Origin of the sequence: Aquimarina sp. TRL1 (genome assembly GCF_013365535.1) — a bacterium.
GTDB lineage: Bacteria > Bacteroidota > Bacteroidia > Flavobacteriales > Flavobacteriaceae > Aquimarina > Aquimarina hainanensis.
Map to the genome: position 1 here is coordinate 2,939,570 of NZ_CP053590.1, position 19,425 is coordinate 2,958,994.

The window sequence follows — 19,425 nt, forward strand, 5'->3', positions numbered from 1 at the left end:
CTTACAAAGAAAAGTCCCTTTTTTATGTGTTTTAATATTTAACAATCATTTTAAAAATCGAATACTGTTAGCATAAATTCTAAATCAATATCATCTTTTTGATTAGTTCCATTATCACTATCTCCAATGTTGATACTAAATCCGTTTGCCGTTTGATTATAATAGGTGATACCAGGATCGTCGTAATTAGCATTTGAGTTTCCAGGGCAATTACCTCCACAATCTAATATGGTTAATTGTATTATATAATGAGCATCAGGCATTGGGGTAGTAAATGTAACATTATAGTCTCCTTCATTAGCTCTTTCTATGGTTGCAATATTAAATTGTTTAGCAATTGTATGGTTTTGATAGGTGTTAAAAGCACCGGTATATGTCATTGTAACTTTAGCTAAAGCTTTTACAGGGCTAACAAAGAAAGCTCCTCCATCTGCTCCTGACGTTACCTGATTGTTCGCATCAGCACTTACAACTTGTGCTGTAGAAGTACTTCCGTCCTCATCTGTATAAGTAATTTCACCAGTAGCACTTGCATCATTTTGTGTCATTGATGTTAGTGTTTCCAGGTTTTGTACCGCTGCTGTTAGATTGATCTGGTTTGTTGATCCGTCTTCATCTACATAGTCCAAATTGGTGTTATCAGCATTTAGTGCCAGGGATGTTAATGTTTCCAGGTTGCTTACATCTACAGTTGTTGTTGAACCATCTTCATCTACATAGGAGAAAGTTCCATTTGCATTTTCTGTAATAGTTGTTAGCGTTTCCAGGTTTTGTACCGCTGCTGTTAGATTGATCTGATTTGTTGATCCGTCTTCATCTACATAGTCCAGATTGGTGTTATCAGCATTTAGCGCCAGGGATGTTAATGTTTCCAGGTTGCTTACATCTACAGTTGTTGTTGAACCATCCTCATCTACATAGGAGAAAGTTCCATTTGCATTTTCTGTAATAGTTGTTAGCGTTTCCAGGTTTTGTACCGCTGCTGTTAGATTGATCTGGTTTGTTGATCCGTCTTCATCTACATAGTCCAGATTGGTGTTATCAGCATTTAGTGCCAGGGATGTTAATGTTTCCAGGTTACTTACATCTACAGTTGTTGTTGAACCATCCTCATCTACATAGGAGAAAGTTCCATTTGCATTTTCTGTAATAGTTGTTAGCGTTTCCAGATTTTGTACCGCTGTTGTTAGATTGATCTGATTTGTTGATCCGTCTTCATCTACATAGTCCAGATTGGTGTTATCAGCATTTAGTGCCAGGGATGTTAATGTTTCCAGGTTGCTTACATCTACAGTTGTTGTTGATCCGTCCTCATCTACATAGGAGAAAGTTCCATTTGCATTTTCTGTAATAGTTGTTAGCGTTTCCAGGTTTTGTACCGCTGCTGTTAGATTGATCTGATTTGTTGATCCGTCTTCATCTACATAGTCCAGATTGGTGTTATCAGCATTTAGCGCCAGGGATGTTAATGTTTCCAGGTTACTTACATCTACAGTTGTTGTTGAACCATCCTCATCTACATAGGAGAAAGTTCCATTTGCATTTTCTGTAATAGTTGTTAGCGTTTCCAGGTTTTGTACCGCTGCTGTTAGATTGATCTGATTTGTTGATCCGTCTTCATCTACATAGTCCAGATTGGTGTTATCAGCATTTAGCGCCAGGGATGTTAATGTTTCCAGATTGCTTACATCTACAGTTGTTGTTGAACCATCCTCATCTACATAGGAGAAAGTTCCATTTGCATTTTCTGTAATAGTTGTTAGCGTTTCCAGGTTTTGTACCGCTGCTGTTAGATTGATCTGATTTGTTGATCCGTCTTCATCTACATAGTCCAGATTGGTGTTATCAGCATTTAGCGCCAGGGATGTTAATGTTTCCAGATTGCTTACATCTACAGTTGTTGTTGAACCATCCTCATCTACATAGGAGAAAGTTCCATTTGCATTTTCTGTAATAGTTGTTAGCGTTTCCAGGTTTTGTACCGCTGCTGTTAGATTGATCTGATTTGTTGATCCGTCTTCATCTACATAGTCCAGATTGGTGTTATCAGCATTTAGCGCCAGGGATGTTAATGTTTCCAGGTTGCTTACATCTACAGTTGTTGTTGAACCATCCTCATCTACATAGGAGAAAGTTCCATTTGCATTTTCTGTAATAGTTGTTAGCGTTTCCAGGTTTTGTACCGCTGCTGTTAGATTGATCTGATTTGTTGATCCGTCTTCATCTACATAGTCCAGATTGGTGTTATCAGCATTTAGCGCCAGGGATGTTAATGTTTCCAGGTTACTTACATCTACAGTTGTTGTTGATCCGTCCTCATCTACATAGGAGAAAGTTCCATTTGCATTTTCTGTAATAGTTGTTAGCGTTTCCAGGTTTTGTACCGCTGCTGTTAGATTGATCTGATTTGTTGATCCGTCTTCATCTACATAGTCCAGATTGGTGTTATCAGCATTTAGCGCCAGGGATGTTAATGTTTCCAGATTGCTTACATCTACAGTTGTTGTTGAACCATCCTCATCTACATAGGAGAAAGTTCCATTTGCATTTTCTGTAATAGTTGTTAGCGTTTCCAGGTTTTGTACCGCTGCTGTTAGATTGATCTGATTTGTTGATCCGTCTTCATCTACATAGTCCAGATTGGTGTTATCAGCATTTAGCGCCAGGGATGTTAATGTTTCCAGATTGCTTACATCTACAGTTGTTGTTGAACCATCCTCATCTACATAGGAGAAAGTTCCATTTGCATTTTCTGTAATAGTTGTTAGCGTTTCCAGGTTTTGTACCGCTGTTGTTAGATTGATCTGGTTTGTTGATCCGTCTTCATCTACATAGTCCAGATTGGTGTTATCAGCATTTAGTGCCAGGGATGTTAATGTTTCCAGATTGCTTACATCTACAGTTGTTGTTGATCCGTCCTCATCTACATAGGAGAAAGTTCCATTTGCATTTTCTGTAATAGTTGTTAGCGTTTCCAGGTTTTGTACCGCTGCTGTTAGATTGATCTGGTTTGTTGATCCGTCTTCATCTACATAGTCCAGATTGGTGTTATCAGCATTTAGTGCCAGGGATGTTAATGTTTCCAGGTTACTTACATCTACAGTTGTTGTTGAACCATCCTCATCTACATAGGAGAAAGTTCCATTTGCATTTTCTGTAATAGTTGTTAGCGTTTCCAGGTTTTGTACCGCTGTTGTTAGATTGATCTGATTTGTTGATCCGTCTTCATCTACATAGTCCAGATTGGTGTTATCAGCATTTAGTGCCAGGGATGTTAATGTTTCCAGGTTGCTTACATCTACAGTTGTTGTTGAACCATCCTCATCTACATAGGAGAAAGTTCCATTTGCATTTTCTGTAATAGTTGTTAGCGTTTCCAGGTTTTGTACCGCTGCTGTTAGATTGATCTGATTTGTTGATCCGTCTTCATCTACATAGTCCAAATTGGTGTTATCAGCATTTAGTGCCAGGGATGTTAATGTTTCCAGATTGCTTACATCTACAGTTGTTGTTGAACCATCCTCATCTACATAGGAGAAAGTTCCATTTGCATTTTCTGTAATAGTTGTTAGCGTTTCCAGATTTTGTACCGCTGTTGTTAGATTGATCTGATTTGTTGATCCGTCTTCATCTACATAGTCCAGATTGGTGTTATCAGCATTTAGTGCCAGGGATGTTAATGTTTCCAGATTGCTTACATCTACAGTTGTTGTTGATCCGTCCTCATCTACATAGGAGAAAGTTCCATTTGCATTTTCTGTAATAGTTGTTAGCGTTTCCAGGTTTTGTACCGCTGCTGTTAGATTGATCTGGTTTGTTGATCCGTCTTCATCTACATAGTCCAGATTGGTGTTATCAGCATTTAGTGCCAGGGATGTTAATGTTTCCAGATTGCTTACATCTACAGTTGTTGTTGAACCATCCTCATCTACATAGGAGAAAGTTCCATTTGCATTTTCTGTAATAGTTGTTAGCGTTTCCAGGTTTTGTACCGCTGTTGTTAGATTGATCTGATTTGTTGATCCGTCTTCATCTACATAGTCCAGATTGGTGTTATCAGCATTTAGTGCCAGGGATGTTAATGTTTCCAGATTGCTTACATCTACAGTTGTTGTTGAACCATCCTCATCTACATAGGAGAAAGTTCCATTTGCATTTTCTGTAATAGTTGTTAGCGTTTCCAGGTTTTGTACCGCTGTTGTTAGATTGATCTGGTTTGTTGATCCGTCTTCATCTACATAGTCCAGATTGGTGTTATCAGCATTTAGCGCCAGGGATGTTAATGTTTCCAGATTGCTTACATCTACAGTTGTTGTTGATCCGTCCTCATCTACATAGGAGAAAGTTCCATTTGCATTTTCTGTAATAGTTGTTAGCGTTTCCAGGTTTTGTACCGCTGCTGTTAGATTGATCTGGTTTGTTGATCCGTCTTCATCTACATAGTCCAGATTGGTGTTATCAGCATTTAGCGCCAGGGATGTTAATGTTTCCAGATTGCTTACATCTACAGTTGTTGTTGATCCGTCCTCATCTACATAGGAGAAAGTTCCATTTGCATTTTCTGTAATAGTTGTTAGCGTTTCCAGGTTTTGTACCGCTGCTGTTAGATTGATCTGGTTTGTTGATCCGTCTTCATCTACATAGTCCAGATTGGTGTTATCAGCATTTAGTGCCAGGGATGTTAATGTTTCCAGGTTACTTACATCTACAGTTGTTGTTGAACCATCCTCATCTACATAGGAGAAAGTTCCATTTGCATTTTCTGTAATAGTTGTTAGCGTTTCCAGATTTTGTACCGCTGCTGTTAGATTGATCTGATTTGTTGATCCGTCTTCATCTACATAGTCCAAATTGGTGTTATCAGCATTTAGTGCCAGGGATGTTAATGTTTCCAGGTTGCTTACATCTACAGTTGTTGTTGAACCATCCTCATCTACATAGGAGAAAGTTCCATTTGCATTTTCTGTAATAGTTGTTAGCGTTTCCAGGTTTTGTACCGCTGCTGTTAGATTGATCTGGTTTGTTGATCCGTCTTCATCTACATAGTCCAAATTGGTGTTATCAGCATTTAGCGCCAGGGATGTTAATGTTTCCAGGTTGCTTACATCTACAGTTGTTGTTGAACCATCCTCATCTACATAGGAGAAAGTTCCATTTGCATTTTCTGTAATAGTTGTTAGCGTTTCCAGATTTTGTACCGCTGCTGTTAGATTGATCTGATTTGTTGATCCGTCTTCATCTACATAGTCCAGATTGGTGTTATCAGCATTTAGTGCCAGGGATGTTAATGTTTCCAGGTTACTTACATCTACAGTTGTTGTTGAACCATCCTCATCTACATAGGAGAAAGTTCCATTTGCATTTTCTGTAATAGTTGTTAGCGTTTCCAGATTTTGTACCGCTGTTGTTAGATTGATCTGATTTGTTGATCCGTCTTCATCTACATAGTCCAGATTGGTGTTATCAGCATTTAGTGCCAGGGATGTTAATGTTTCCAGATTGCTTACATCTACAGTTGTTGTTGATCCGTCCTCATCTACATAGGAGAAAGTTCCATTTGCATTTTCTGTAATAGTTGTTAGCGTTTCCAGGTTTTGTACCGCTGCTGTTAGATTGATCTGGTTTGTTGATCCGTCTTCATCTACATAGTCCAAATTGGTGTTATCAGCATTTAGTGCCAGGGATGTTAATGTTTCCAGGTTGCTTACATCTACAGTTGTTGTTGAACCATCCTCATCTACATAGGAGAAAGTTCCATTTGCATTTTCTGTAATAGTTGTTAGCGTTTCCAGGTTTTGTACCGCTGCTGTTAGATTGATCTGATTTGTTGATCCGTCTTCATCTACATAGTCCAGATTGGTGTTATCAGCATTTAGTGCCAGGGATGTTAATGTTTCCAGGTTGCTTACATCTACAGTTGTTGTTGAACCATCCTCATCTACATAGGAGAAAGTTCCATTTGCATTTTCTGTAATAGTTGTTAGCGTTTCCAGGTTTTGTACCGCTGCTGTTAGATTGATCTGGTTTGTTGATCCGTCTTCATCTACATAGTCCAGATTGGTGTTATCAGCATTTAGTGCCAGGGATGTTAATGTTTCCAGGTTACTTACATCTACAGTTGTTGTTGAACCATCCTCATCTACATAGGAGAAAGTTCCATTTGCATTTTCTGTAATAGTTGTTAGCGTTTCCAGATTTTGTACCGCTGTTGTTAGATTGATCTGATTTGTTGATCCGTCTTCATCTACATAGTCCAGATTGGTGTTATCAGCATTTAGTGCCAGGGATGTTAATGTTTCCAGGTTGCTTACATCTACAGTTGTTGTTGATCCGTCCTCATCTACATAGGAGAAAGTTCCATTTGCATTTTCTGTAATAGTTGTTAGCGTTTCCAGGTTTTGTACCGCTGCTGTTAGATTGATCTGATTTGTTGATCCGTCTTCATCTACATAGTCCAGATTGGTGTTATCAGCATTTAGTGCCAGGGATGTTAATGTTTCCAGGTTACTTACATCTACAGTTGTTGTTGAACCATCCTCATCTACATAGGAGAAAGTTCCATTTGCATTTTCTGTAATAGTTGTTAGCGTTTCCAGGTTTTGTACCGCTGCTGTTAGATTGATCTGATTTGTTGATCCGTCTTCATCTACATAGTCCAAATTGGTGTTATCAGCATTTAGTGCCAGGGATGTTAATGTTTCCAGGTTGCTTACATCTACAGTTGTTGTTGAACCATCCTCATCTACATAGGAGAAAGTTCCATTTGCATTTTCTGTAATAGTTGTTAGCGTTTCCAGGTTTTGTACCGCTGCTGTTAGATTGATCTGATTTGTTGATCCGTCTTCATCTACATAGTCCAAATTGGTGTTATCAGCATTTAGTGCCAGGGATGTTAATGTTTCCAGGTTGCTTACATCTACAGTTGTTGTTGAACCATCCTCATCTACATAGGAGAAAGTTCCATTTGCATTTTCTGTAATAGTTGTTAGCGTTTCCAGGTTTTGTACCGCTGCTGTTAGATTGATCTGATTTGTTGATCCGTCTTCATCTACATAGTCCAGATTGGTGTTATCAGCATTTAGCGCCAGGGATGTTAATGTTTCCAGGTTACTTACATCTACAGTTGTTGTTGAACCATCCTCATCTACATAGGAGAAAGTTCCATTTGCATTTTCTGTAATAGTTGTTAGTGTTTCCAGGTTTTGTACCGCTGTTGTTAGATTGATCTGATTTGTTGATCCGTCTTCATCTACATAGTCCAGATTGGTGTTATCAGCATTTAGCGCCAGGGATGTTAATGTTTCCAGGTTGCTTACATCTACAGTTGTTGTTGATCCGTCCTCATCTACATAGGAGAAAGTTCCATTTGCATTTTCTGTAATAGTTGTTAGCGTTTCCAGGTTTTGTACCGCTGCTGTTAGATTGATCTGGTTTGTTGATCCGTCTTCATCTACATAGTCCAAATTGGTGTTATCAGCATTTAGTGCCAGGGATGTTAATGTTTCCAGATTGCTTACATCTACAGTTGTTGTTGAACCATCCTCATCTACATAGGAGAAAGTTCCATTTGCATTTTCTGTAATAGTTGTTAGCGTTTCCAGGTTTTGTACCGCTGCTGTTAGATTGATCTGATTTGTTGATCCGTCTTCATCTACATAGTCCAAATTGGTGTTATCAGCATTTAGTGCCAGGGATGTTAATGTTTCCAGATTGCTTACATCTACAGTTGTTGTTGAACCATCCTCATCTACATAGGAGAAAGTTCCATTTGCATTTTCTGTAATAGTTGTTAGCGTTTCCAGGTTTTGTACCGCTGCTGTTAGATTGATCTGATTTGTTGATCCGTCTTCATCTACATAGTCCAGATTGGTGTTATCAGCATTTAGTGCCAGGGATGTTAATGTTTCCAGATTGCTTACATCTACAGTTGTTGTTGAACCATCCTCATCTACATAGGAGAAAGTTCCATTTGCATTTTCTGTAATAGTTGTTAGCGTTTCCAGGTTTTGTACCGCTGCTGTTAGATTGATCTGATTTGTTGATCCGTCTTCATCTACATAGTCCAAATTGGTGTTATCAGCATTTAGTGCCAGGGATGTTAATGTTTCCAGATTGCTTACATCTACAGTTGTTGTTGAACCATCCTCATCTACATAGGAGAAAGTTCCATTTGCATTTTCTGTAATAGTTGTTAGCGTTTCCAGGTTTTGTACCGCTGTTGTTAGATTGATCTGATTTGTTGATCCGTCTTCATCTACATAGTCCAGATTGGTGTTATCAGCATTTAGTGCCAGGGATGTTAATGTTTCCAGGTTGCTTACATCTACAGTTGTTGTTGAACCATCCTCATCTACATAGGAGAAAGTTCCATTTGCATTTTCTGTAATAGTTGTTAGCGTTTCCAGGTTTTGTACCGCTGCTGTTAGATTGATCTGATTTGTTGATCCGTCTTCATCTACATAGTCCAGATTGGTGTTATCAGCATTTAGCGCCAGGGATGTTAATGTTTCCAGGTTGCTTACATCTACAGTTGTTGTTGAACCATCCTCATCTACATAGGAGAAAGTTCCATTTGCATTTTCTGTAATAGTTGTTAGTGTTTCCAGGTTTTGTACCGCTGCTGTTAGATTGATCTGATTTGTTGATCCGTCTTCATCTACATAGTCCAGATTGGTGTTATCAGCATTTAGTGCCAGGGATGTTAATGTTTCCAGATTGCTTACATCTACAGTTGTTGTTGAACCATCCTCATCTACATAGGAGAAAGTTCCATTTGCATTTTCTGTAATAGTTGTTAGCGTTTCCAGGTTTTGTACCGCTGCTGTTAGATTGATCTGATTTGTTGATCCGTCTTCATCTACATAGTCCAGATTGGTGTTATCAGCATTTAGCGCCAGGGATGTTAATGTTTCCAGATTGCTTACATCTACAGTTGTTGTTGAACCATCCTCATCTACATAGGAGAAAGTTCCATTTGCATTTTCTGTAATAGTTGTTAGCGTTTCCAGGTTTTGTACCGCTGCTGTTAGATTGATCTGGTTTGTTGATCCGTCTTCATCTACATAGTCCAAATTGGTGTTATCAGCATTTAGTGCCAGGGATGTTAATGTTTCCAGGTTGCTTACATCTACAGTTGTTGTTGATCCATCCTCATCTACATAGGAGAAAGTTCCATTTGCATTTTCTGTAATAGTTGTTAGCGTTTCCAGGTTTTGTACCGCTGTTGTTAGATTGATCTGATTTGTTGATCCGTCTTCATCTACATAGTCCAGATTGGTGTTATCAGCATTTAGTGCCAGGGATGTTAATGTTTCCAGGTTGCTTACATCTACAGTTGTTGTTGATCCGTCCTCATCTACATAGGAGAAAGTTCCATTTGCATTTTCTGTAATAGTTGTTAGCGTTTCCAGGTTTTGTACCGCTGCTGTTAGATTGATCTGGTTTGTTGATCCGTCTTCATCTACATAGTCCAAATTGGTGTTATCAGCATTTAGTGCCAGGGATGTTAATGTTTCCAGATTGCTTACATCTACAGTTGTTGTTGAACCATCCTCATCTACATAGGAGAAAGTTCCATTTGCATTTTCTGTAATAGTTGTTAGCGTTTCCAGGTTTTGTACCGCTGCTGTTAGATTGATCTGATTTGTTGATCCGTCTTCATCTACATAGTCCAAATTGGTGTTATCAGCATTTAGTGCCAGGGATGTTAATGTTTCCAGATTGCTTACATCTACAGTTGTTGTTGAACCATCCTCATCTACATAGGAGAAAGTTCCATTTGCATTTTCTGTAATAGTTGTTAGCGTTTCCAGGTTTTGTACCGCTGCTGTTAGATTGATCTGATTTGTTGATCCGTCTTCATCTACATAGTCCAGATTGGTGTTATCAGCATTTAGTGCCAGGGATGTTAATGTTTCCAGGTTGCTTACATCTACAGTTGTTGTTGATCCGTCCTCATCTACATAGGAGAAAGTTCCATTTGCATTTTCTGTAATAGTTGTTAGCGTTTCCAGGTTTTGTACCGCTGCTGTTAGATTGATCTGGTTTGTTGATCCGTCTTCATCTACATAGTCCAAATTGGTGTTATCAGCATTTAGTGCCAGGGATGTTAATGTTTCCAGATTGCTTACATCTACAGTTGTTGTTGAACCATCCTCATCTACATAGGAGAAAGTTCCATTTGCATTTTCTGTAATAGTTGTTAGCGTTTCCAGGTTTTGTACCGCTGTTGTTAGATTGATCTGATTTGTTGATCCGTCTTCATCTACATAGTCCAGATTGGTGTTATCAGCATTTAGTGCCAGGGATGTTAATGTTTCCAGGTTACTTACATCTACAGTTGTTGTTGAACCATCCTCATCTACATAGGAGAAAGTTCCATTTGCATTTTCTGTAATAGTTGTTAGCGTTTCCAGGTTTTGTACCGCTGTTGTTAGATTGATCTGGTTTGTTGATCCGTCTTCATCTACATAGTCCAGATTGGTGTTATCAGCATTTAGCGCCAGGGATGTTAATGTTTCCAGGTTGCTTACATCTACAGTTGTTGTTGAACCATCCTCATCTACATAGGAGAAAGTTCCATTTGCATTTTCTGTAATAGTTGTTAGTGTTTCCAGGTTTTGTACCGCTGTTGTTAGATTGATCTGATTTGTTGATCCATCTTCATCTACATAGTCCAGATTGGTGTTATCAGCATTTAGTGCCAGGGATGTTAATGTTTCCAGATTGCTTACATCTACAGTTGTTGTTGATCCATCCTCATCTACATAGGAGAAAGTTCCATTTGCATTTTCTGTAATAGTTGTTAGCGTTTCCAGGTTTTGTACCGCTGTTGTTAGATTGATCTGGTTTGTTGATCCGTCTTCATCTACATAGTCCAGATTGGTGTTATCAGCATTTAGCGCCAGGGATGTTAATGTTTCCAGATTGCTTACATCTACAGTTGTTGTTGATCCATCCTCATCTACATAGGAGAAAGTTCCATTTGCATTTTCTGTAATAGTTGTTAGTGTTTCCAGGTTTTGTACCGCTGTTGTTAGATTGATCTGATTTGTTGATCCGTCTTCATCTACATAGTCCAAATTGGTGTTATCAGCATTTAGTGCCAGGGATGTTAATGTTTCCAGGTTGCTTACATCTACAGTTGTTGTTGATCCATCCTCATCTACATAGGAGAAAGTTCCATTTGCATTTTCTATGATGGTTGTTAAGGTGTTTAAATAAATAGATAAATCAGCATTCCCTCCATTTTCAAGCGATAATAAATTTCCGGTAAGAGTTAGTTGCTGATTATCTGTGCCATCAAATGTGATAGGAGTTCCTCCTCCGTTATCAAATGTAAAGGTTCCGTCACCATTATCTATTAATTGTGCTTTATTAATGGTATAAGTGGTTCCTTCTTCATTAGTATAAGTGTAAGAATCTCCATTATCGATAATGAACGTTATTGATTCAGTTGAATTGCACAAAGAAACCCAATTGGATCCATCAAATTGGAAAACACAGTTTTGATCGGTGTTAAAAACCATAGCACCTTCTAAAGGTGTTAGGGAATTCATTTGGCTGTCATTTATTCGAGTAAGTACAAAAACCTTATCGGCACTTTGTAACTCTAAAATAGAGGTAGGGTCGATAACGTTAGGATTGTCTCCTATTTTTACCTGAGCATACAATGCGCTAAAATTCAAACAAATGAGTAAGATTAGGGTAGCTTTTATTTTCATATTTGTAAGAAATTTCTTATTTTTTGAGTCCGTTTCTTTTTTACGGTTATGCCATAAATTAGTTGATTGAAAATTTCATAACAGTAACTAATATAAGGATTTATTTAAATTATAAAAAACTGTTAACAAAAATACATTATTTTTTTGATTTTTCGGGGTTTTACCGATTAAATGCGCTTTTGTTGGATTAAATGCATTGATTTTAACTTTTTTTAAGTACAATATTTTTTATTCATTTTTTTTTAAAAGTTCTTTTCTAATTATAAAAAAGATGTATATTTGCAACCGCAAAGGCGGGAGTAGCTCAGTTGGTAGAGCGTCAGCCTTCCAAGCTGAATGTCGCCGGTTCGAACCCGGTCTCCCGCTCTAAAAAAATCTCATCAATATTGATGAGATTTTTTTTATTCCTTAAAATATAATCATTTTAATTTAAAATCAATTATATAACATAATATGTTGATGAAAAAAAATGAGATAAGAAGAATGTGTGTGATTATATAAGACTTCGTTATTTAATTGTAAGCCGTACTTCTTGTCTTTTGATAATTGGTTATTCATAAATTTACATATTCTTTTATATAGGAGAAAAAGGTGGTAGAGGAGAACTTGTCTTTTTTAACAAGGATGTGATTTAGTCTTTTGATGTATTCTGAAAAAAAGAATAATTGAAATAGGCAAGGGATATGCTATATGAGCTAATTTAATATATTTACTAAATAAATTTAGAAATAGATAATGGCGAATAAAATTTTGACTAACTATGAAGAGGTTTTGCAAAAAACAGATTCGCAAAAGATCTTACTAGTGATCTTGTTAATTGGTTTAGGGGTTTATAGTCCTGTGTTCCTGGGGTCACAGTTTCTTACATATGATGATAACTGGTATATTTATGAAAATAAAAATGTGATTGACTTATCATGGAGTTCTATAGTAAATATATTTACAACTCTCCAAGGGGGGCAATATTCTCCATTAGGAGAAGTGTATCACGCTATTTTGTATTCTATTTTTGGTAAAAATGCAACAGCTTTTAAGATTTGTGCTTTATTAGTACATCTTGTTAATGTTACTTTGTTGTTTAAAGTTTTTAACGGGCTTTTTGAAGATAAAGTATTAGTATCTTTCGTAGCTTTGGTTTTTGCGATTCATCCTATGCAGGTAGAGACTATCGGTTGGATTTCTGTGATTTTCAGAAATGCTGTTTTTTTTATGTTTCTTGGGTATTGGTTCTATATAAAATATCTGGAAAATAATTGTAAGAAAAGTAATTTAATTCCTGTTATTGTTTGTTTTGTATTAGCTCTTTTTACTAAAGAGCAGGCTGTATTATTTCCTGTAGGGCTGTTTTTGATAAGCCTTATTAAATTAGAAACAATTAATGTCAAAAGATTCTGGGTAGAAATGGTGTTTTGGGCAATACTTACCATGATATTCGGCTTAGTGACTATAGAGATAACCAAAACAGGAGGTCCTAGTATTGTTAATAGGAGTGTGTCTTTGTATGATAAAGTAGGGTTGTTATCTAAAACAATACTATCCTATTTTTATAATTTCTTATTTCCTTTTAAATTGTCTTTTTCTTATCCGTATCCATTAGAGGGGAATTCTCCTTCTGTTTTTAATGTGTTTTTTTCTTTAGGAGTGTTATTGTTAGGAGGGTATCTGTCTCTTAAGAATAAATTATTTAGATTCGGTTTCTTGTGGAGTTTTGGTTTTTTAAGTCTTGGGCTGGCATTTGCTTTTTTTCATTTAAGAGATTCTTTTATGGCGGATCGTTATGCATATGTAGCTATAATAGGTTTTGCGTTTTTGCTGTATTTGATTTTAAAGCACATTAAGAAATTGCTGGGGAATAATAAGTCATTGTTTTTTATTTTAGTATTAGGGTTTTTGATTACTTTCTCTATTCAATCTTTTAATAGAGTACCAGTTTTTAAAAACTCTAAAAGTGTTTGGACTCAGGCTGTAGAGGCAAATCCTAATAATCAATATGCATACAATAGTTTGGGGTTTTATTATAGAACTCAAAAAAAATTAGATACAGCTTTGGTGTTGTATAAACGAGCAATAAAAATTAAACCAGAATATTTAGCTCATAGTAATATTGGAAAAATTTATTTTAGTAGAAAGCAATATGATAGCGCTTTGTATCATGTATCCCAAGCTATCTTTTTAAACCCCTCTTATCAGAGAGCTTATGAGAATAGGGCAGCTATTTATTATAAGTTGAAACAAAAAGATTCTTTATTGGCGGATTTGAATAAGATTTTATTCTTGGATCCAGATAATATAAAGTACCTTAAAGAGAGAGCTAAGATTTCTTTCGAAAAGAAGAAGTATAAGGAAACGATCCTTGATATGGAGAAATTACTGAAATACGATAAAGCAAATGATTATGCATATTATCTGATTGGTCATTCGAATATGGCGATAAAAAATTATGTCGAAGCTAATACCTATTTAGATGAGGCTATTAGGTTGAAAAAAAATAAACCAAACTATTATTATATTCGGTCATTGTGCCGGGTTAATGTCAAAAACTATAAAGGCGCATTAGAAGATGCGATGAAAGCAAAAAAAATGGGAATGAAAATAAGTCATGAGTACTTGATGGCATTACGTCAACAGTTGAAAAAATCAAATGAATAAGTAAAATTTACAAATGAGAATCAATACACTGTCAATAGTTATCCCTTGTTTTAATGAACAAGATAATATCAAATTCCTGTTTGAAGAATTGAAAAAGGTGTTGAATGATTTTGATTTTGTGGTAGAAATGATATTTGTTGATGATGGAAGTAAGGATGGTACGTTTGGAGAAATTGAAAAAATAGCCGATGTAGATAATCGTGTTACGGGGATTTCGTTTTCCAGAAATTTTGGTCATCAGATAGCCTTGTTGGCAGGAATGGAAAAAGCAAAGGGAGATGCAGTTGTGACAATGGATGGCGATTTGCAGCATCCGCCAGAGGTAATCCCTGAGATGATTCAACAATATAATCAGGGGTATGATATTGTGAATACCAAGAGAATTGATGGGGTTTCTACTTCTCTTTTTAAGAGGAAAACATCAAAATGGTTTTATGCTCTGATTAATAAGTTGTCTGATGTACGAGTAGAACCCAATAGTGCAGACTTTAGATTAATGAGTAGGGAAACAGTAGATGCGTTTTTGAAAATAAAAGAACAAGACCGTTTTACCCGAGGACTTATAAGCTGGATTGGATTTAAACAGACGTTTGTAGCGTATACTTCACAACCCAGGTATTCTGGGAAGACTTCATATACCTTAAAAAAAATGCTTGTTTTGGCAGTCAACGGGATAACGAGTATGTCATCAAAACCATTGCGAATATCCCTCTACTTAGGATTGTTGTTTTTTGTTACCGGAATCGTGTATTCGATTTTTATTTTGTACAATTTTTTTAAGGGAGTTAATGTCGAAGGATGGACCTCTATTCTTATAACTATTCTTATTCTGGGAGGAGTTCAGCTATTTATAATGTCTATAATTGGAGAGTATGTTTCTCGCATATTTAATGAGACAAAAGCCAGACCTCTCTATTTGGTAAAAAAAGAGACCGGTCAAAAGAGTTAATGTGTACTATATAAGCTTAGTGTTGCAAAGGAAAGCTTTCTTCCAATGTAGTTTCTGAAAAATAATGAATCTATTCTAAATAATAATTTAACCAGCCCTTTACCTCCTATGTTTAGAAAAGGAAAAGCATCCGGGTTATAAAACAAAATATATGAGAGAAGTCCTGGGTATATTTGATCTTTTAGAGTGTATCCGTTTTTTAGAAACATTTGATTCAGATCTTTTAAGATAAAAGCCTTTTCGGTTTCCTGGTCAAATAGCTCATTTTTTTTGTAGATGCGTTCCCGGATTTTTCTAAAGATAATATTATTGTGTGTTGGTTCTAAGAGGATAAAGGAACCGCCTTCTTTTAGGTTGTTTTTTAGGTTTTCGACTACTTGTTCACACATAGATGGAACATGATGAAGCCCTCCAATGATAATAATGATATCAAATTTTTTGTCACTCTTAAAGGTAGAGATATCCTGAACATATACATGTAAAGCTGGATTTTTTTCTTTGACTTTTTTTATTAATACAGAGCTATAATCAAAGCCTTCATACGATCCCAGATTACCAATGTTTTCTTCGAGTATAGATTTTCCTTCAGAGTATCCACACATGGGCTCCAGAACAGATAATTGCTGGTTTTTTAGATGTTTTTTGTTTTTAAAGAAAAAATGCCACATTAATTTCTTTAGATACAAATGATTTGTTGCTCTTCGGGCATTGTAATATTTTTCAGAAATATTTTCAAAATGTTCTCTTTGCTGTTCTATTAAGTCACTCATGGGGGTGAATTACAATTTTGATGTAAGGTATAAAAATAATGGTTTTCTTAAAATATAGATAATCCGGTTAAGGTTGTTAGCCGTTCCAGTGCATACATTCCTAATTCCGAGTTTCCTTTAGGATTTAGGGGAGGGCTCCATACAGCAACAGTGTATTGTCCTGGGTGTATAGCTACAATACCCCCGCCGACACCACTTTTACCAGGTAAACCGACTCTAAAGCTAAACTCTCCGGCTTCGTCATAAAAACCACAAGTTTGCATGATGGCATTAATTCTTTTTATTTTACTGGGAGGTATGAGTGCTATTGAAGTAGTTGGTTTCTTGCCTTCATTTGCATAGATAGCAAAGGCAGAAGAAAGTTCTTTGCAAGACATCTCTATAGCACATTGATAGGTGTAAAAATCCAAAACCTCCTCAATATCATTTTCGATATTTCCGAAAGACTTCATAAGATTCAATAGGGAAGCATTTCTGTAACTGTGTTTTTTTTCAGATTCAAAAACATCATTGTCAATATTGATAGTAGGAATATTGCTGATCTCACTAATAAAGGCGAGGAGTTCTTCTTTAGGGTGCTTTAATTTGGATAGTAATATATCAGAAATGACGAGTGCTCCGGCATTTATAAAAGGATTTCTGGGGATTCCTTCTTCGTGCTCTAGTTGTACGAGAGAATTAAATGGATCTCCCGATGGTTCTACATCCAATCTTTTGAAAATATCATCGCCGATTAACGACATAGCCAGGCTGAGAGAGAATACTTTAGAAATACTTTGAATAGAGAATTTTTCTTCATGACTTCCAATGTGATAGTGTCCGGATTTTAGACAATATAAATGCATGGCAAATTTGTCTTTAGGAACTTTTTCTAATTCAGGGATGTATGAGGCTACTTTTCCTATTGTTTTTTGATAAGGGAGTTCAGACTGAATCTGGTGTAAGATATTTTGATATTCCATGACGGTTAGTTAAGGTTGGCAAAAGAGCTTCCAGAAGGTACTTCATAAGGTTTTTTATGTTGCTCAAAAACTCTAGCAGATAAAGCACCTTTTAGTAAGATATCATTATTAGAAAGTTCTAACCAGCTGCCTTCTCTTAATCCGATTACAGGTTGGGAGTTAAGTGTGTGGAACTCTTTGATTCTGGTTTCTCTGGTTTCTCCTTTATGGGTAGAGGTAGGATCTGGGTCTAAGTAATGTGGATTAATATTAAACGGGAGAATACCGATAGTTTTAAAGCCGGGAGGGTAGATAATAGGCATGTCATTAGTGGTTTTCATATCGAGACCGCAAATATTACTTCCAGCACTGGTTCCTAAATAAGGAGTTCCGGCTTCTATGACGTCCTTTAAAACGGTTAATAAATCATTTTTATATAATTGACTAACAAGAAGGAAGGTGTTTCCTCCTCCGGTAAAAATACCTTTAGCGTCTTTGATAGCTTTGATCGGGTCAGCAAAAGAATGAATTCCTTTGAGAGCTATGTTTATTTTTTGAAATGCCTGTTGTGCTACCTGAGTATACTCATCATGAGAGATTCCATTGGGTTTTGCATAGGGGATAAAGAGAACTTCATTTGTGTTAGAAAATAAGTTTGCTAGGTCATTGAGAATGTATTCCAGATAACCGCTTCCATGTATGGTTGAAGTACTGGCGATGATGCATTTTTTCATATGATTATAATTGTGCTTTACTGGTTGTATGTATTTCTAATTGGAATTACCATCAGCGTTTTTTGAAAGAGATTTTATATTGTTACTCAGATATGCGTCTCCTTTTTTTAAACAAGCTAATGTAAATTATTTTTAGAAAACTTAAGGGAGAAATGATAGGTGTATTTTGGAATACTCTTTGAGGTTATCATGATGTTAGTTTCTCGGGGTGTCACACAATGTGTTTTAGGTAGTCTTTGGGGGTATAGTTAGTTATGGGAGAAAAATATTTTTTTAGCGCTTTGGAGAAGAATCAGCAACTCTTGTGTTGCTTTTTTTTGATCATTATTCCTTCTGTCATATTGGGGCAAGATGTAAAAATGATACGAGGAAAAGTGGAAGGGGATGCGATTCAGGGATATGCTATTAATATTGTTAATTATACCCGGCAGAAAGGTACGACAAATGACGAACTGGGTTTTTTTGAAATTCCTGTAAAAGTTAATGATTCGGTAGTGTTTTCTTCTGTTCAGTATAATGAATATGTGTGGGTGGTAAAAAAAGAAGATCTTGATAAAGAGCTTGTGGTGATTCCATTAATATCTGCTGTTACAATGCTGAATGAAGTAAATATAAGAGATACAGAATTAACAGGCTTTTTGGGAAAAGATTCAAAAGAAATACAAGTGAACCCCTATGTGAGTAACAGAACGCTTGGGCTTCCGTTTTTAGATTTGGAACCATTGCCCAAAGTGGATAGGGTACTGTTTACAGCTAAATCAGGGATATTAGATTATCCTATCAATCTGTTAAACGGAACAATTAAAAGGCTAAAGAAGCATAAAAATATTCATGAAAAAAGGAGTTTAGTCTCCAAAGGTGAAAAAATTATGGATCCGGTATTTTTTACAGAAACTTTGGGGATTCCTCAAGAATTAGTAACTGATTTTGTGTATTATTGCGAAGAAGATGCAAAGTTTAAGCAATTGATAAGGATAGGTGACCTTTTAGTGTTGATGGATTTTTATCAGAAAAAAGCAAAACAATATAAAGAGCATAAGCAGTTGGATTAGGTGTTTTTAAAGGCTTGTCTTCATAGAAAAAAGTTAATAAGAATTACAGATATTGTTCCATAAGAAAGATGAAAAAAAAAGCATTATTAGGTTTGGTCATGATGGTAATTGTAGTGAGTTCATTTACTACATTACATAAGTTTTATGTAAGTGTTACTCAGATAGAGTATAAAGAGGAAGAAAAATCGTTACAGGTTATATCCAGGGTTTTTATAGATGATTTGGAGAAGGTAATGCGAGAACGATATGATGAATCTCTTACGTTTCTGCCAGAGGGGGAAGATCCTATGGTTGTATCGTATTTAGAGTCGTATTTCAGACAAAAACTAATAATTAGGGTAAATGGAGAAGAGGTGAGTTGTTCTTTTTTAGGGAAAGAATATGAAAATGATCTGGTTCTCTGTTATTTCGAAGTTTTGGGAGTGTCAGGGCTGGATGAGATAGAGGTGACCAATCAAGCCTTGATGGATGTGTTTGAAGAACAACAAAATATTATTCACATAAAAAAAGGGAAAGAGCGAAAAAGTTTAATATTGGAGAAAGAACGAGAAAGTGGACTTGTTAAATTTTAGTAAATAAATCATCAATTCTTTAAAAAATAAATTAT

8 protein-coding genes and 1 tRNA gene are annotated in these 19,425 nt (G+C 36.2%); 5 read left to right on the forward strand and 4 right to left on the reverse strand.

The features are described from left to right. Positions 1-50 precede the first annotated feature (50 nt). On the reverse strand, positions 51-11,723 hold the full coding sequence (locus tag HN014_RS11800; protein ID WP_176029073.1) for a hypothetical protein: 11,673 nt from the start codon (positions 11,721-11,723) through the stop codon (positions 51-53). Between the two features lie 293 nt (positions 11,724-12,016). Between HN014_RS11800 and HN014_RS11805 the strand changes: the two genes are divergently transcribed. The 3 genes from HN014_RS11805 (at position 12,017) to HN014_RS11815 (ending at position 15,321) form a co-directional block, all read left to right on the forward strand. Beyond that, positions 12,017-12,089 (forward strand) — tRNA-Gly (locus HN014_RS11805). A gap of 369 nt (positions 12,090-12,458) precedes the next feature. Beyond that, the gene (locus tag HN014_RS11810; protein ID WP_176029074.1) at positions 12,459-14,372 is read left to right on the forward strand and encodes a tetratricopeptide repeat protein; all 1,914 of its coding nucleotides are present in this window, start codon (positions 12,459-12,461) and stop codon (positions 14,370-14,372) included. Positions 14,373-14,385: 13 nt separating this feature from the next. Beyond that, complete coding sequence (locus tag HN014_RS11815) at positions 14,386-15,321, forward strand: glycosyltransferase family 2 protein (RefSeq protein ID WP_176029075.1); 936 nt, start codon at positions 14,386-14,388, stop codon at positions 15,319-15,321. Here the strand turns inward: HN014_RS11815 and HN014_RS11820 are convergent. From HN014_RS11820 to pepE, 3 genes are read right to left on the reverse strand one after another with little or no spacing between them, the layout of a single operon-like run. After that, complete coding sequence (locus HN014_RS11820; RefSeq protein ID WP_176029076.1) at positions 15,318-16,091, reverse strand: class I SAM-dependent methyltransferase; 774 nt, start codon at positions 16,089-16,091, stop codon at positions 15,318-15,320. The two genes, HN014_RS11815 and HN014_RS11820, sit on opposite strands and share 4 nt — an antisense overlap. Positions 16,092-16,138: 47 nt before the next feature. After that, positions 16,139-17,053, reverse strand: a complete 915-nt coding sequence (locus tag HN014_RS11825) for a glutaminase (RefSeq protein WP_176029077.1) — start codon at positions 17,051-17,053, stop codon at positions 16,139-16,141. Positions 17,054-17,058: 5 nt separating this feature from the next. Next, the gene (gene pepE, locus HN014_RS11830) at positions 17,059-17,766 is read right to left on the reverse strand and encodes a dipeptidase PepE (RefSeq protein WP_176029078.1); all 708 of its coding nucleotides are present in this window, start codon (positions 17,764-17,766) and stop codon (positions 17,059-17,061) included. 254 nt (positions 17,767-18,020) lie between these two features. Between pepE and HN014_RS11835 the strand changes: the two genes are divergently transcribed. Together HN014_RS11835 and HN014_RS11840 are read left to right on the forward strand one after the other, a co-directional pair. After that, on the forward strand, positions 18,021-18,818 hold the full coding sequence (locus HN014_RS11835) for a hypothetical protein (protein WP_217704326.1): 798 nt from the start codon (positions 18,021-18,023) through the stop codon (positions 18,816-18,818). A gap of 68 nt (positions 18,819-18,886) precedes the next feature. Beyond that, entirely contained in the window at positions 18,887-19,390 is a 504-nt protein-coding gene (locus HN014_RS11840) for a DUF6702 family protein (RefSeq protein ID WP_176029080.1), read from the forward strand. The last annotated feature ends 35 nt before the right edge of the window (positions 19,391-19,425 follow it).

Bases quoted from the DNA above. Each gene is read 5' to 3' on its own strand.
- HN014_RS11800 (WP_176029073.1), bottom strand. From the start codon at position 11,723: ATGAAAATAAAAGCTACCCTAATCTTACTCATTTGTTTGAATTTTAGC.
- HN014_RS11810 (WP_176029074.1), top strand. From the start codon at position 12,459: ATGGCGAATAAAATTTTGACTAACTATGAAGAGGTTTTGCAAAAAACA.
- HN014_RS11815 (WP_176029075.1), top strand. From the start codon at position 14,386: ATGAGAATCAATACACTGTCAATAGTTATCCCTTGTTTTAATGAACAA.
- HN014_RS11820 (WP_176029076.1), bottom strand. From the start codon at position 16,091: ATGAGTGACTTAATAGAACAGCAAAGAGAACATTTTGAAAATATTTCT.
- HN014_RS11825 (WP_176029077.1), bottom strand. From the start codon at position 17,053: ATGGAATATCAAAATATCTTACACCAGATTCAGTCTGAACTCCCTTAT.
- pepE (WP_176029078.1), bottom strand. From the start codon at position 17,766: ATGAAAAAATGCATCATCGCCAGTACTTCAACCATACATGGAAGCGGT.
- HN014_RS11835 (WP_217704326.1), top strand. From the start codon at position 18,021: ATGGGAGAAAAATATTTTTTTAGCGCTTTGGAGAAGAATCAGCAACTC.
- HN014_RS11840 (WP_176029080.1), top strand. From the start codon at position 18,887: ATGAAAAAAAAAGCATTATTAGGTTTGGTCATGATGGTAATTGTAGTG.